The sequence below is a fragment of the Paenisporosarcina sp. P4_D4 genome (assembly GCF_056401835.1).
In genome coordinates, this window is the sequence record NZ_JBFUIO010000033.1 from 13683 (window position 1) to 28221 (window position 14539).

Annotated in this window: 15 protein-coding genes and 1 riboswitch; of the genes, 9 read left to right on the top strand and 6 right to left on the bottom strand. The window is 39.7% G+C overall.

What is annotated here, in order from left to right; translation table 11 throughout:
- The first annotated feature begins 16 nt into the window (after window positions 1-16).
- From AC1DSL_RS09635 to AC1DSL_RS09645, 3 genes are read left to right on the top strand one after another with little or no spacing between them, the layout of a single operon-like run.
- Complete coding sequence (locus tag AC1DSL_RS09635; protein ID WP_477532001.1) at window positions 17-1168, top strand: DEAD/DEAH box helicase; 1152 nt, start codon at window positions 17-19, stop codon at window positions 1166-1168.
- Window positions 1165-2394, top strand: a complete 1230-nt coding sequence (locus AC1DSL_RS09640) for an aminopeptidase (protein ID WP_477532002.1) — start codon at window positions 1165-1167, stop codon at window positions 2392-2394. The genes AC1DSL_RS09635 and AC1DSL_RS09640 overlap by 4 nt, the downstream gene beginning before the upstream one ends.
- A 9-nt stretch (window positions 2395-2403) precedes the next feature.
- Entirely contained in the window at window positions 2404-3309 is a 906-nt protein-coding gene (locus AC1DSL_RS09645) for an SGNH/GDSL hydrolase family protein (RefSeq protein ID WP_477532003.1), read from the top strand.
- A gap of 217 nt (window positions 3310-3526) precedes the next feature.
- Here the strand turns inward: AC1DSL_RS09645 and AC1DSL_RS09650 are convergent, their stop codons facing one another.
- Window positions 3527-3880 (bottom strand): magnetosome magnetite crystal formation protein family, encoded by a 354-nt coding sequence (locus tag AC1DSL_RS09650; RefSeq protein ID WP_477532004.1) that lies wholly within the window; start codon window positions 3878-3880, stop codon window positions 3527-3529.
- 58 nt (window positions 3881-3938) lie between these two features.
- Entirely contained in the window at window positions 3939-5009 is a 1071-nt protein-coding gene (locus AC1DSL_RS09655; protein WP_477532005.1) for a M20 family metallopeptidase, read from the bottom strand.
- 134 nt (window positions 5010-5143) lie between these two features.
- Window positions 5144-5248, top strand: a riboswitch (TPP riboswitch).
- Window positions 5249-5343: 95 nt separating this feature from the next.
- Between AC1DSL_RS09655 and thiT the strand changes: the two genes are divergently transcribed.
- Window positions 5344-5913, top strand: coding sequence for an energy-coupled thiamine transporter ThiT (thiT, locus tag AC1DSL_RS09660; protein ID WP_016429266.1), 570 nt, complete (start codon window positions 5344-5346; stop codon window positions 5911-5913).
- A gap of 257 nt (window positions 5914-6170) precedes the next feature.
- Window positions 6171-6920, top strand: a complete 750-nt coding sequence (gene map, locus AC1DSL_RS09665) for a type I methionyl aminopeptidase (protein ID WP_477532006.1) — start codon at window positions 6171-6173, stop codon at window positions 6918-6920.
- Window positions 6921-6940: 20 nt separating this feature from the next.
- On the opposite strand, the gene AC1DSL_RS09670 is transcribed toward map, so the two are convergent.
- Window positions 6941-7672: a TspO/MBR family protein gene (locus tag AC1DSL_RS09670; RefSeq protein WP_477532007.1), complete on the bottom strand. Its 732-nt coding sequence runs from the start codon at window positions 7670-7672 to the stop codon at window positions 6941-6943.
- Between the two features lie 350 nt (window positions 7673-8022).
- Here AC1DSL_RS09670 and AC1DSL_RS09675 point away from each other — a divergent pair, with 350 nt between their 5' ends.
- The 3 genes from AC1DSL_RS09675 to AC1DSL_RS09685 all read left to right on the top strand — a co-directional run bounded on the left by AC1DSL_RS09675 (window position 8023) and on the right by AC1DSL_RS09685 (window position 10981).
- Entirely contained in the window at window positions 8023-9825 is a 1803-nt protein-coding gene (locus tag AC1DSL_RS09675) for a M3 family oligoendopeptidase (protein ID WP_477532008.1), read from the top strand.
- A gap of 6 nt (window positions 9826-9831) precedes the next feature.
- Entirely contained in the window at window positions 9832-10377 is a 546-nt protein-coding gene (locus AC1DSL_RS09680; protein ID WP_016429262.1) for a GNAT family N-acetyltransferase, read from the top strand.
- A gap of 181 nt (window positions 10378-10558) precedes the next feature.
- Window positions 10559-10981, top strand: coding sequence for a DUF4395 domain-containing protein (locus AC1DSL_RS09685; protein ID WP_477532009.1), 423 nt, complete (start codon window positions 10559-10561; stop codon window positions 10979-10981).
- A gap of 73 nt (window positions 10982-11054) precedes the next feature.
- Here AC1DSL_RS09685 and AC1DSL_RS09690 read toward each other — a convergent pair whose 3' ends face one another.
- The gene (locus tag AC1DSL_RS09690; protein WP_016429260.1) at window positions 11055-11603 is read right to left on the bottom strand and encodes a beta-class carbonic anhydrase; all 549 of its coding nucleotides are present in this window, start codon (window positions 11601-11603) and stop codon (window positions 11055-11057) included.
- A 172-nt stretch (window positions 11604-11775) separates the two neighbouring features.
- On the opposite strand from AC1DSL_RS09690, the gene AC1DSL_RS09695 reads away from it, so the two are divergent.
- On the top strand, window positions 11776-12924 hold the full coding sequence (locus AC1DSL_RS09695) for a nitric oxide synthase oxygenase (RefSeq protein WP_477532010.1): 1149 nt from the start codon (window positions 11776-11778) through the stop codon (window positions 12922-12924).
- Here AC1DSL_RS09695 and mreBH read toward each other — a convergent pair whose 3' ends face one another.
- Together mreBH and AC1DSL_RS09705 are read right to left on the bottom strand one after the other, a co-directional pair.
- Window positions 12925-13932 (bottom strand): rod-share determining protein MreBH, encoded by a 1008-nt coding sequence (mreBH, locus tag AC1DSL_RS09700; protein WP_016429258.1) that lies wholly within the window; start codon window positions 13930-13932, stop codon window positions 12925-12927. It lies immediately after the preceding gene.
- A gap of 489 nt (window positions 13933-14421) precedes the next feature.
- Window positions 14422-14539: aminopeptidase (locus tag AC1DSL_RS09705; protein ID WP_477532011.1), on the bottom strand; the 118-nt coding region annotated here is incomplete at its 5' end.

Consider the following 14539-nt stretch of genomic DNA (forward strand, 5'->3'; position numbering starts at 1 on the left):
AAAGGTGGAATAACCCATGACATTTATCGAAAACTTAAAACCAGAACTTCAAAATAAATGGAAATTTGAATATGAAATGCCTGTTCAGTCACAATTAATCCCTAGCATGCTGGAAGGAAAAGATGTGGTGGCACAATCGCCAACAGGATCAGGGAAAACTTTGGCTTATGTATTGCCGATATTGAATCAAGTGAATGGTGCCATTCAAAAAACACAAGCACTTATCGTTGCCCCTTCACAGGAACTATCCATGCAAATCGTTGAAGTATTGCGAGAGTGGACTGCAGATACCGATATTACGGTTGCTCAACTAATCGGAGGAGCCAATATGGCTCGTCAATTGGAAAAATTAAAGAAAAAGCCCACAATTGTTGTAGGAACACCGGGGCGTTTGAATGAATTAATGAAATCAAAGAAACTTAAATTGCACGATATACGACATATTGTTTTAGATGAGGGAGATCAACTATTGGCCCGTGAGCATCGTGGTATCATTAAAGCGCTTATCGATGGGTCTAATCATGACAGACAAATTGTGGTCGTATCAGCAACAATAACAGAAGAAATTGAGCTTGTTGCAAGTCGCATGATGAAAGGGCCGATTCGAATTCAAGTTAGTCATGAAGAATTGCCAGCACAAGGAAAAGTGGTCCATTCATTCGTCAAAGTAGAAGAACGAGATAAAACCGATTTATTGCGACGGTTGGCGCACGTAGAAGGCTTACGGGGTCTAGCGTTTGTCAATAATTTAGATCAATTGTTGATGAAAGAAACGAAACTGAAATTCCGTGAAGCAAAAATAGTTGCCTTGCACTCAGATATGAAAAAAGAAGAACGTAAGCAGGCATTGGCTTCTTTCCGTAAAGGCGAAGTAAGCATACTGATCGCTACAGATATTGCAGCACGAGGTCTTGACATTGAAGGATTGACTCATGTCATTCACGTCGATGTACCGCACTCAATTGAACCTTATCTGCACCGTTCAGGTCGAACAGGCCGTGCTGGTGCTGACGGGGAAGTATTGTCTTTATTAACCTACACAGACGAAAAGAATTTTAAAAAATGGACGAAAGAATTGCCTTCAAAACCCGTTCAAAAGGTATGGGATCAAGGTAAATTGATTGAAGGGTCCTCAAAAACGGTGCAACAAAGGGGGAAAAAGAAATGACATTTGAAGAGAAACTAGCCGAATATGCAGATTTGGCAGTTCGCGTTGGAATCAATGTCCAACCTGGTCAATATGTATTGATAAATACAACGACTGATACCCTTGATTTTACGCGTTTGGTTGTGAAGAAATCATATGAAGCTGGAGCAAAGCGTGTCCATGTGAATTTCTCAGATGGGCCGACAAATCGTGCTTTTTATGAGTTGGCACCAGATTCCGCTATGCACGAATTTCCTGCATGGATGGTTACACAGCGTGAAGAATTGATCGATCAGCAGGGAGCTTTGTTGTGGATTGATGCAGAAGATCCTGATTTATTGGCTGGAATTCCTGCCAAACGCATTTCCGATCAACAAAAAGTGGCTGGCCGTGCATTGGAAAAATATCGCGCTTCCGTCATGTCAGATAAAATTGCTTGGTCGATTGTAGCTATACCTTCAGAGATGTGGGCAGCCAAAGTATTCCCGGATTTGCCAAAAGAAGAGCAGTTATCCATGCTATGGGAAACGATTTTTAAAACCGTACGCATCGGAGATGGAACTGCTGTTGATCAATGGAAAACACATATCCGCGATTTGGAAGCCCGTGCAACAGCTTTAAATGATAAACGTTTCAAAAAAATTATTTATAAAGCACCAGGCACGGATTTGATAATCGAATTGCCGGATAAACATATTTGGATGTCCGGTGCCAGCAGAACACCTAACAGAACAGCGTTTATTGCGAATATGCCGACTGAAGAAGTGTACACTGCTCCATTAAAATTTGGTGTAAATGGCTATGTCCGTAATACTAAACCATTTGTATATCAAGGTAATATCATAGACAAATTTACGTTAACGTTTGAAAAAGGAAAGATCGTGAAGGCTGAGGCTGAAGTAGGGAATGACTTATTGCAGCAACTCATTCAACATGATGAAGGCTCTGCTTATTTAGGGGAGTTGGCATTGGTACCTCATGAATCACCGATTTCATCTTCTGGAATTTTGTTCTACAACACATTATTTGATGAAAATGCCTCTAACCATTTAGCAATTGGCGAAGCGTATCCAACATGCGTTGAAGGTGCACGGGACTTAGAAGAGGCACAGCTTCGTGCTTTAGGATTAAATACATCAATGACTCATGAAGATTTCATGATAGGCAGTGCAGAAATGGACATTGATGGCGAATATGAAGATGGTACAAGAGAACCGATTTTCCGCAAAGGCAATTGGGCATTTTAAGGTGATGTCATGATTATCAAAAAAATAACTGTCGTGTTGTTCAGTCTGGGCCTGTTTTTAGTGCCATTACAGACAAGCGCTCAAGTAATTGGACCAGTTTCTTATGTGGCTCTCGGTGACTCACTTGCGGCAGGTCAAACCCCGACACGTGAGATTGATACTGGTTACAGTGATTTAATTGCCCAAGAAATTGCGAGAAATCAACCACTGGCCTTCTACTCAAAAGATTTGGCGTTCCCAGGATTTACGAGCGCTGATGTGTTGAAGCGAGTCCAATCGAAAGAAGCAAAACCTTTGCTACAAAATGCAAATCTCATCACGATATCTGCTGGAGCAAACGATCTTCTGAGATTAATAAAATCAGATGCAAAATCAGGCTCACTGTCATTTCAGCAAATCCCAGCAGACTATTCTTTAAACAATGTACGAAAGAATATGAAGACCATGCTTACAGAGTTGAAAAAGATTGCACCAAAAGCGGAAGTGTATGTAATGGGTTATTATTTTGCCTATCCACATGCTCGTGACTCACAAAAAGTCGGTACTGCGAAACAACTGAATCGATTGAATCAAATTTTGGCAAACGTGGCAAAAGAAGCGGGTGTGAAATTTGTATCTGTGGAAACTGCATTTGGAGATCAAGCCACTGGCAAAGTACCGAACCCTGCTGATGTGCATCCTAATGCTGAAGGATACAGAGCAATGGCTAACAGCTTCTTCAATGTCTATGCTAAAGGTGGCATGCAGGTATTGGCAGGGGAGATTCCTCCTGCAAATCCACTGAGCTTCGAACAGATTATGAAAGACCGTCAAGGGGCAAAGGCAACGGCAGCTGGAGATGAATCTGCCGCACTGCCATCATCATTTTTGGAAGAAGACTATATTGCCATATCTGAAATGAAAACGATGATATAAAAAAAGTTGGAACTCAGATTAATGAGTTCCAACTTTTTATTTGCGTGGATATGTTATTGTTGTGGAGCGTTTTCTTGAATCCAATACTTTTTTTACGATTGGAATAATAATTGGCGCAAACTTTACAGCGGTCTTAACTAAGTTACCGATTCTCATGTGTATCGCTCCTGTCAGTATTGTATATTAATTTAATTCCCGTAAAGAGCCCAAGGTAAACCTATTGCAGTACTTTAATTCCTTGGATGATATTCCAGATCAGTACAATAAGAGAAAGAATACCATAGACTGCAATAAACAAGAAAGGAAGTCCTGCAGTCAGGAAGTTAAATGATGTGCTAGGCTCTGCAGTACCATCAACTGTCGTGCTGAATACTGCGATTGAACCAATCACTAATACAATGAACCCGACAATTCCGAGCACCACGGGAATCAAGTGTGACAGAAGAGAGCGTTTCGCATGATACTTAACCTCAGCTGTCGGTGAAACGAAATATACGATTAATGGCAATAAGAATGGAGCGAATAAAATACTGAAATAACACAAAGCGGATAATATACGTTGATTATCCATTAATACTCCTCCTTTAATGCTTACTGCCATTTAATACGTTACAACATTAGTAGAGGTTTCAAATCAATGCATATTTCGTTAAAATGTCTGCATATTGCTCAACGGATGATATCAATACATACTCTCCTGGTCCGTGCCAGTCGTCTCCGCTTGGTCCGAACTCAATTGCTCCAGCACCAGTTTTTGCATAGTAACGTGTATCCGCAGCTCCATGCTGCCCGAATAACACAGCCTCTTTTTGTGTTACTTGTGCTATAACACCAGCAAGAGATTGAACAAAAGCATTATCTTCGGTTGTTGTAATGGCGGGTGTTTTACCGCCAGGTTTGACAATATTTTTGGGGTTAATAGATTGAGCAAGTTCAGTCATTTCTTCAATAATATCTTCCCATTTTTGTCCTGGCACAAAGCGAATATCGTAGTTAACTAGACATTCATCAGGTACGACATTATATCGATCGCCCGCCTGGATTTTAGCCAAGTTAATGGAAGGATATTCGTAATATGGATTGCTTGCTTTCGTAAATGGTAGTGTCTTTAATTGTTCATTAAATTTAAAGGCTGCTTCAATGGCATTCGTTCCTTCCCATGGACGGGATCCGTGGGCAGCTTTTCCGAACAAAGTGACATCCGCATGCAGAATTCCTTTCGATTGAACACTTAGTTTCAGGTGAGTTGGTTCTCCGCAAATGACAAAGTCACCTGAGCGACCAATTTCTACAAGATGACCGGATGTTTTACTTCCACCCGTTTCTTCATCCGTTACAATATGTAAAACAATGCGTTGTTTAAGTTCTTCCCTTGCAGAATAAGTACGTCGGAACGCTTCCATCATGGCTGCCACTCCAGCTTTCATATCTGCGGATCCACGACCATACAAGCGGTCGCCTTCGATAACGGGATTGAATTGCTCGATTTTTCCAGGTACTACATCCACATGGCCATTCCATACGATGGTTGTGGGACCTTGTCCGATTTCAGCGTGAATCATCAATCGGCCTTCATTTTCAAGAACTTCATGTGTGATTTCATGACTATCGAGCCATTTTGAACAAAATCGAAGTGCTTCATTGGCACCTTCTTCTGTATCACTTTTAACTGCTACCAAATTTTTCAATAACTCGATCATGTAACTTCACATCCTCAATAAATTTTTATATTCAGTATACTACCGCTGTTCCAAAAGTCACAGAACTAACGAAACCCTCTTGCTTCTCTTTCCCTCTTTGGTTACAATTAACCCGTAATATCAAAATTAGATGTATTTACCACAAGGGGAGCCTGTAATGGCTGAGAGTGAGCGAGGAACGTTCTAACCCTTTGAACCTGTAAGTTAATGCTTGCGCAGGGATGTGGATAGAAACCGACTCCAACGACGTCAGGCTCTGTCCCTGAGGTTGTTTTTTTATGGTTTTTTCACCCTGACATGCGATTTGCAGTACATCGCAAAAGGAGGAAGCAAGATGAATCGAAGTAAGTTGTTATTATTAATTGAAGTGGCTATTTTTGCAGGAATCGGATTGGTATTGGATATGCTTTCTATTAACTTATGGTTCCAGGGCGGATCTATTAGTCTTGTCATGGTACCAATCGTATTGATGGCTATTCGATGGGGGCTTGCGGGAGGTTTGAGCACGGGTCTGATTATTGGGGTCCTTCAAATTTTAGCGGGAAGAGCTTATATTTTAACTCCTGCCCAAGGTTTCCTGGATTATTTCGTAGCGTTCACAGTTGTTGGCTTAGCAGCACTTGTCAGACATAAAGTAATACAAGCAAAAAATGAGCAGCGTAAAGGAAAAATGATTACTTATATCGTATTGGGAGCTGTTTTTGGTGGGCTCTTCCGGTTCTTTACACACGTAATCGCAGGAGTTATTTTCTTTTCAGAAGCTGCAGAAGGCAAGAACGTTTGGATTTATTCGCTCGTATATAACGGCGGTTATATGATTCCTTCCATTATTTTGACAGCAATTGTTTGCTCCATCATTTTCGTTGCTGCACCACGTCTGATTGAACATCGGAATAACGTTTAATTTAAAGGTGTGTCTTTATTGAGTGGAATCATCTATGTTGGTAGCGAGTGGACAGAATTCGTTTTGAATGAACAAAAACCACGTTAAAACCCTGTATGGGTTGTTTTTAAAATTCGGCCGATGACGCAATTCCTCTATTGCGCATACTTTACTAGAGGTTTACCAAATGTTCAGAATGATTTTGGTAAATGGGAAAGCATCTTTTCTTGTGGTATAGTATGGGGTAGATAATTTGAGGAAGAAAGGGTTTAACGAATATGATTGCAAAAACTACTGAAGACTTTGAGTCGTTAAAAACTATCGGTCGCATCGTTGCAGAAATTCGCGATGTAATGCGAGATGCAACAAAGCCAGGTGTCACGACAAAAGAACTTGATGAGATCGCTGGCCGCATGTTTAAAGAAAAAGGAGCTATTTCTGGTCCTAAAGGGGAGTACGATTTCCCTGGATTTACATGCATCAGTGTCAATGAAGAAGTTGCTCATGGCATTCCTGGTTCACGTGTCATCAAAGATGGAGACCTAGTGAACATCGACGTATCCGGATCATTCAATGGCTATTTCGCAGATACGGGAATTTCATTTGTAGTGGGTGAAGGCTACGCGAAGAAAGAAAAGCTATGTGAAGTAGCTGAAAGTGCATTTAACCGTGCAATGTTGAAAGTAAAGGCTGGTGCTCGGTTAAATCAAATCGGCAAAGCTGTGGAACGTGAAGCGAAGCAAAATGGATTAACTGTCATTATGAACTTAACTGGACATGGTATCGGAAAATCTCTTCATGAAGCACCACAGCATATTTTGAATTACTTTGATGCATGGGAACCTACCATCTTAAAAGAAGGTATGGTTTTGGCAGTTGAGCCGTTCATTTCAGAAAAAGCGGAACATGTCGTGGAGTCTGGTGACGGTTGGACTTTCTTGACTCCGGATAAATCATTAGTTGCACAGATTGAACATACGGTCATCGTTACTAAAGATGCGCCAATTCTTATTACGAAAATCGATTAAATAATGCGAAAGACCAACTGCTATGAACGCGCAGTTGGTCTTTTTTTAATAAATAGGATGCCCGCTAGCATGACTGCACATAAGAAAAGAGCAGCTGTAGAGACAAGAAGTTCTTCGAAACCATTTCGGACCGCAATTCCGATATAAGCCCAAATAAAGACAAATACATAAGCGATATCAAAATGGTGGAATCGAATATGTAGTGCGAGTGCTGTTCCAACAGTCATCATGATGACTGCCCATAGGGGGTCACTCAATCCCCAGCCATTCCACTGATATAGAGTTAGGACATAACTAATATTCGTAATCGTTGCAACACTGATCCATCCCAAATAAATTGATATTGGAAAGCGACCAGTAAGAAGGTTATCGGATACTGGATAAGTACGATAAAGTAAAGTTAGTGTAATTAGGTATGCAATCATCACGACAACCGTAAATAAGAAATATTCATAATGCCATAAATAAATCCATGCCACATTAAAAATGCAACTGATGATAAACAGATTTGAGCGCTTTATATAGGTTGCATCTATATCTTTACTCCTCTTCCACATACCTACCAACCAAATGAGCATCAATACATAAATAACGGACCAAATTGAAAATACATAGCCGGCCGGTGTAAATAGTACAGGAAGACGATTGGAAATTTCACCAGTTGTTTGATTGTTAAGTGGTAAAATATTTGCCAATGCATTGATGATAATCACACCAATCAGTGCGATGACCATTAGTGCGAAACGAACCACAGCATTCACCTCCTATACATTAGTATAACGTCAGTCCAAAGCAACAACAAATTTCTATTTACCAAAACTCTCTGTAAAATGAAGTTTAAAAGAATGAAGGTCTCTGGATTGACAGAATTTGTCACTGCTGCTGAAGAAATGTTGAACAGGCTCCGTGGTTTATTGAAGCGAATAATAAGAAATATGCACGCAAGGTTGTTTTAAAAAGAATTCTGGAACATATTATGCAAGTGTGCATTGAAAAAGGCATACCCATTGCAAAACTACAGAACGATGTTTCGCAAGGCGAAGAAGCATGATATAATAGTATAGTGTTTTCAGAAAATTTAGAAAGACATGGGGGAAAGATATTGACTACAAAGACGTATGCTGAAGTTTGGGACTTGGACGTATTTTTTAAGGGAGGAAGCTCATCTCCTGAACTTCGTGAACATTTGGATGCTTTAGCAAGTAGACTTGATACTTTTGAGCAAACTTTATCATCCTTTGTTGTTCCAACAGGGGAATCAGACGCTACTAAAATTTCTTCTATTATTGAAGAAACTAAACAAGTTGCTGAAAATTTAACACAAGCTGGAGCAGTTGTTGGTTGTTATTTAGCTCAAGATACTACTGATAAACAAGCGAACTTATTGCAAGGGGAAATCGGCTCTTTAGGTGCTCGTTTTTCTTCATCCATGCTCGTTGTTCAACAACAGTTATCAAAAACTGAAGAAACTGTTTGGACTGCTTTAATGAAGGACGATCAATTAAAAGAATTTGCTTTTGTTCTAAACGAATGGCGAGATGAAGCGAAGGAATTACTTTCTGAAAAAGAAGAAGATATGATTACCGCTCTTGGGGTGGACGGCTATCATGGATGGGGTCAACTATACGATTTATTGGTTGGTGACGTGAAAGTTCGTGTCACAGTGGACGGAGAAGAAAAAGAGTTCTCTGTAGGACAAGCGAGTAACTTAAGTTCTCATCCGGATGCAAAAGTTCGAAAAGAATCGTTTGAAGCATTAGAACAAGCATGGACAGATAAAGAAGAGTTCTTTGCTAAAACATTGAACCATATGGCTGGATTCCGCTTGGCCGTTTACAAAAAACGTGGCTGGGATTCAATATTAAAAGAACCATTGCAAATAAATCGAATGAAACAGCAAACATTGGATGCTATGTGGGGCRCAATCAGCGCGCATAAAGCTCCATTTGTAGAATATTTAAAGCGTAAGGCTGAGCTGGTAGGAGCAGATGCCATGCATTGGTACGATTTAGACGCGCCAGTAACTGAATCTACTCAGAAAGTGTCATACCAGGAAGGTGCAGAGTTCATTTTAAAACACTTCGGCAAATTCGGTCCGGAGCTTGAGAAATTCTCACGACAGGCATTTGAAGATGAATGGATTGAGGCAGAAGACCGCCCTAATAAACGACCAGGTGGTTTCTGTACTGGGATGCCTCTATCACAGCAGTCCCGTATTTTTATGACATATAGTGGAACGATGTCCAACGTTGCAACATTGGCACATGAACTTGGTCATGCTTTCCATTCATATGCACTTCGTCCTGTACATTGGATGAATCGTCAATATGCAATGGGAGTTGCAGAAACAGCTTCTACATTTGCTGAAATGATTGTAGCTGATGCAGCAGTAAAAGAAGCATCAACAGCTGATGAAAAATTGGCATTGCTTGAAGATAAGATTCAACGAAGTGTCGCATTCTTCATGAACATTCATGCACGATTTTTATTTGAAACTCGTTTTTATGAGGAGCGTAAAAAAGGAATTGTTTCTGCTGCACGCTTAAATACATTGATGGAAGAAGCGCAACGTGAAGCATTTGGAGATGGATTAGGTGAAGTTCATCCGCATTTCTGGGCATCAAAACTGCATTTCTATATCACACATGTACCATTCTATAATTTCCCTTACACATTCGGTTATTTATTCAGCTTAAGCATTTATGCGAAAGCAATTGAAGAAGGCTGCAGTTTCGAAGAAAAGTATATCTCCCTACTTCAAGATACGGCAATCATGTCTGTTGAAGATTTAGCAATGAAGCATTTAGGAGAAGATATCACTCAACATGCGTTCTGGGAAAAAGGCATAGCACTATGTATTAAAGATGTGGAAGAGTTTCTGTCGTTAACTTCATCTAAAGGGTGATTTTCAATGATTTTACTGGACGGACAAACTTGTTTTTTACGAACATTAGATGAAAATGATGCTTCAGATCTCACCAATCTAGTATTTAAGAATCGACATTATTGGTCAATTTATGAACCAAGGCATCAGGATTCATACTTTACCGTAGCAGTACAAAGAGAAAAGATTCTAGAATCACTTCACCATATGAAGAACCAACGCGAATTCAGCTTCGGCATTTATGATAGACAGTCGGGGGAACTAATTGGTCATATTTCTATGTACAGTATTAAACGCCTACCTTTTTCAAGTGCTTTCATTGGTTATTCTATAGATGAATTGAATGTGGGCAAAGGGGTTGCGACAGAGGCGGTTCAACTTCTGGTCAAGTATGGAATGGAAGTTATAGGGTTACACCGCATTGAAGCATATGTTTCTCCGCGTAATGTTGGTTCAATGCGTGTCTTAGAAAAAGCAAAAATGCAAAAAGAAGGCTTGTTAAGACAGCTACTATTCATTAATGGTGAATGGGAAGATCATTACATTTATGCAATTTTAGAAAATGATTATTGAAAAGGCAAGGCCGCTTGGCGGAAATGGCGTAAAATGATGAATGGCTGGTTTCTCAATTGAGAAACCAGTTTTTTTATGTCGATTTCCCGGGAAATATTAGATGTTATAGGCTGATATGTTTACATATTTTCAACCCAATCATATAATAAACTGAAATCCAATAAGAATGGTAGGTTTTAATATGAAAACAATTCCGAAGCCTCTTGTGATGGCGAATCAATGGACAATTGTCATATCAGTAGTCATTTCGCTTATTACACAATCCGCGTGGATGTTATTGATTCCTTTAGTTTCATGTCTTTTAAGTTTATTTACAGGATTCAATCCTGTTTTAGCCATAGTTAAGAAATTTTTAAACAAGCCAGCAAATGAATATGCCCAAGAAGATTATGACCAGCTACAATTTAACCAATGGTTGGCCGTTGGGTTTTTATTAATTGCGACGATTAGTTTCTTTATGAATTGGGGTATTTTGTTTAACATTGCAACTGTTATGGTGGGATTAGCAGCATTGATAGCTATTATGGGGTTTTGTATCGGATGCTTCATTCGTTTCCAATACCAACAATGGAATTATCGACGCAAAAAATCAGCAGAACAGTAAAAAAGAGCCTAACATGGACTGCACCCCAATTGTTAGACACACTAACAATTGGGGTGCAGTTTTTTTATGTTTCTTATTCCACAAGTGTAAGTCTGCCTGTTGCGGGATCAATGACCAAACCGTGAACTGGAAAATCTTTGACCATTAGGGGATGATTTTTTACCATATCCACACTATGTCTGACACTTTCGCTCACATCTTCAAAGCCACGCAGCCATTCGTTCAATTCCACACCCGAATAGCTCAGCATATCGATTGTTTCTTGAGCAATTCCCCGATCAATCATTTTCTGCAGCATGACATCCGGTTTGATGGCACTCATCCCGCAGTCGTAATGACCAATTATGTAAATTTCTTCTGCATTCAATTCATATACAGCTACAAGTAAACTACGCATGATGCCACCGAATGGATGGTTAATTACAGCGCCGGCGCTTTTTACAATTTTCACATCACCGTTTTTAAAGTTCATTGCCTTCGGTAATAATTCAAATAACCGGGCATCCATACATGTTAAGATAACTATTTTTTTGTCCGGAAATTTTGTTGTAATGAATTCTTCGTATTGTTTTTCAGCTACGAATTTTTGGTTAAAAGAAAGAATTTCGTTTAATAAAGACATTTATCAGTTCCTCCTAAGTAATTTCCTTTCTTATTGTAGATGATTTTTATAGGGATTCGCCACTTTTAAGTCACATTCCTTAAAAACAAGGTAATGTGTACCGATAATCCTTTGTGTAGAATAGAAATATTAACTACACTATAAGGATAAAGAAACATAAAGGATGAAAAACATGAACCATTCAATGCTTGAAGAGGCAGCTAAATTTATTTTTCAATATGGAGAAGAGAATGGACTTTCAATGGAAGTGGTAAATGACCGTCAGCGTTGTGTAGAAAGTGAAATAAGAGCGACTGGAACCTATACACATACACTGGAGGAAATAACGTATGGTGCAAAGCTTGCTTGGCGAAATAGTACGAAATGCATTGGACGGTTGTTTTGGGAAAGTCTCGATATTTTAGATGCAAGAGATGTGGAGTCGTCTGATGAAGTAGCCGGATATCTGCATAAACATATTCAACACGCTACAAATACAGGGAAAATTCGGTCTACGATTACCATTTTTCCGCCACTTAAACAAAATGAACCGCAAAAAGTGCAATTGTGGAGTCATCAGTTGATCCGCTATGCAGGGTACAAATTGGAATCAGGTGATGTTGTAGGTGATCCAGCTTCGATTGAGATAACAAAAATAGCCCAAAATCTTGGTTGGGAAGGTGAGGGCAGTCCGTACGATTTATTGCCCGTGATTTTCCAATGGGATGAAGGGAATCCAATAATGGTACCATTAAATAAAGAAGAAATTCTTGAAGTGGAAATCAATCATCCTGTTCATCAAAACTGGGGACCACTTAATCTGAAATGGTATGCGGTGCCAATCATTTCGGATCGATATTTGGAAATTGGCGGATTACGTTATCCCGCTCCTTTTAACGGATGGTATATGGAGACAGAAATCGCAGCAAGAAATTTAGTAGATTCTTATCGTTACAATCGATTGAGAGATGTCGCAGAACAGTTGGAGCTTGATACATCAAGTACGACAACGTTCTGGAGGGACAGAGCCCTAGTGGAACTTCAACATGCAGTGTATGCATCGTATAAAAAGGCTGGAGTCCAGATTGTCGACCATTATACAGCGGCACAGCAATTTCAAACGTTTCGTGATAAAGAAGAAAAGCAACAAAGAGAAGTAAAAGGGGATTGGACGTGGCTCATTCCACCGGTGTCGCCGGCATTGACTCCAATCTTTCATCAAGGAATTATGAACGAGGAATTGTCGCCGAACTTTATCAAACAAAAACGACCACCATTATATAAAAAAATGAGCGAGATGACAGAATCATCCCGCTCACAAGGTTGCCCCTATCATTTTTGATTAGCGGGCAACTTTTTGTATTTTATCCATCATCACTAATGAACGACCTGTACCGATTGCTACAGACTCAAGTGGTTGAGGGGCAATATGAACTGGTACGGAAATCTCGTTAGATAACCATTCTTGCATGCCTTTTAATAGGGCACCGCCACCAGTCAATACAACACCTTGGTCAACAATGTCACCAGATAGTTCTGGAGGACAGCTTTCAAGAGTTGCACGAATTGCTTCMAGAATAGAAAGTAACGATTCTTTCAAAGTCTCTTGAACTTCTACAGAACTGATTGTAATAGTTTTTGGAAGGCCTGTCATGACGTCACGGCCACGCACTTCCATTGTTTCCACTGTATGTGGAATCAAGGCGTACCCGACTTCCATTTTAATTCTTTCAGCTGTGCGTTCACCGATTAGCACATTGAATTGTTTACGGACAAAATGAATAATGTCTTCATCCATACGGTCTCCCGCAACTTTAACTGTATTAGACGATACGACACCGCCAAATGAAATGATCCCAACTTCAGTGGTTCCCCCACCAATATCAACAATGACACTTGCAATTGGTTCGCTGACAGGCAGGTCTGCTCCAATCGCAGCTGCTACAGGTTCTTCAATCAAATGTACTTCTTTAGCGCCACTATTTTTCACGGCATCATGAATTGCACGGCGTTCCACTGAAGTAGCGCCAGATGGTGTACATACCATAACGTTCGGTTTACGGACAGAGCTACCCATTTTTTTGCCTACTTTTTTCATGACCATACGCAACATATCTGTCGTTACATCAAAATCAGCAATGACGCCATCTTTCAATGGTCGAATAACTGTAATCGAACCTGGTGTTTTACCGATCATACTCTTCGCTTCTTCACCAAATGCGACAACTTGTCTAGTTTTTGTATCCACCGCTACTACCGATGGTTCATTTAATATAATGCCTTTATTTTTTGTATATACAAGGATATTAGCTGTTCCTAAATCAATCCCCAAATCAATACCTGAAAACATGCAGATTCCTCCCTTAAAACGGTTTGCTTCATAAGTATAGAGGATTTTAGTGCATAATCCATATGGTACTTAATGGGAGTTGTCAAATGTTGCAGAATTTCCTGTGACATATGGTATAGAGAGGAGGGGGGAATTAAGTATCTTGTAGGATTTTGTCACATTATCGTTATACTCGTGTAGTGTAAATGTAAACGAAAAGTTAAATCATAACAAAAAGCAATCGTCTGTAGACGATTGCTTTATATGATTAATACTTTGTATTAGGTTTTKGATCGATTATTTCTGCGTCATGAGAAACTAAAGCTCTACCCAAGAAATGCATAACGAATTGACCAGTTATCCCAATAATAATCATAAAGCCAATAACAATTATAATCCCGAAAGTCATGAGAACTCTCCTTTCTACTAACCTATTTGTTCAATAGTTATCAGTATACAGGAGGAGAGTGCATTCTTGAAGGTATTTTACCAATTGTCGAAAATTGTTCATTAAAACGCCCAGTTACCTGCACGGAATATCGCTTCACGAGAGCCGTCTTCCAAAATTCCATCAATGTCCATTTGCTCAGAACCAATCATGAAGTCCACGTGTGTAATGCTTTGGTTT

Bases quoted from the DNA above. Each gene is read 5' to 3' on its own strand.
- AC1DSL_RS09685 (WP_477532009.1), top strand. From the start codon at position 10,559: ATGAAAACAATTCCGAAGCCTCTTGTGATGGCGAATCAATGGACAATT.
- AC1DSL_RS09680 (WP_016429262.1), top strand. From the start codon at position 9,832: ATGATTTTACTGGACGGACAAACTTGTTTTTTACGAACATTAGATGAA.
- AC1DSL_RS09695 (WP_477532010.1), top strand. From the start codon at position 11,776: ATGAACCATTCAATGCTTGAAGAGGCAGCTAAATTTATTTTTCAATAT.
- AC1DSL_RS09645 (WP_477532003.1), top strand. From the start codon at position 2,404: ATGATTATCAAAAAAATAACTGTCGTGTTGTTCAGTCTGGGCCTGTTT.
- AC1DSL_RS09635 (WP_477532001.1), top strand. From the start codon at position 17: ATGACATTTATCGAAAACTTAAAACCAGAACTTCAAAATAAATGGAAA.
- AC1DSL_RS09650 (WP_477532004.1), bottom strand. From the start codon at position 3,880: ATGGATAATCAACGTATATTATCCGCTTTGTGTTATTTCAGTATTTTA.
- thiT (WP_016429266.1), top strand. From the start codon at position 5,344: ATGAATCGAAGTAAGTTGTTATTATTAATTGAAGTGGCTATTTTTGCA.
- AC1DSL_RS09655 (WP_477532005.1), bottom strand. From the start codon at position 5,009: ATGATCGAGTTATTGAAAAATTTGGTAGCAGTTAAAAGTGATACAGAA.
- map (WP_477532006.1), top strand. From the start codon at position 6,171: ATGATTGCAAAAACTACTGAAGACTTTGAGTCGTTAAAAACTATCGGT.
- AC1DSL_RS09640 (WP_477532002.1), top strand. From the start codon at position 1,165: ATGACATTTGAAGAGAAACTAGCCGAATATGCAGATTTGGCAGTTCGC.
- AC1DSL_RS09690 (WP_016429260.1), bottom strand. From the start codon at position 11,603: ATGTCTTTATTAAACGAAATTCTTTCTTTTAACCAAAAATTCGTAGCT.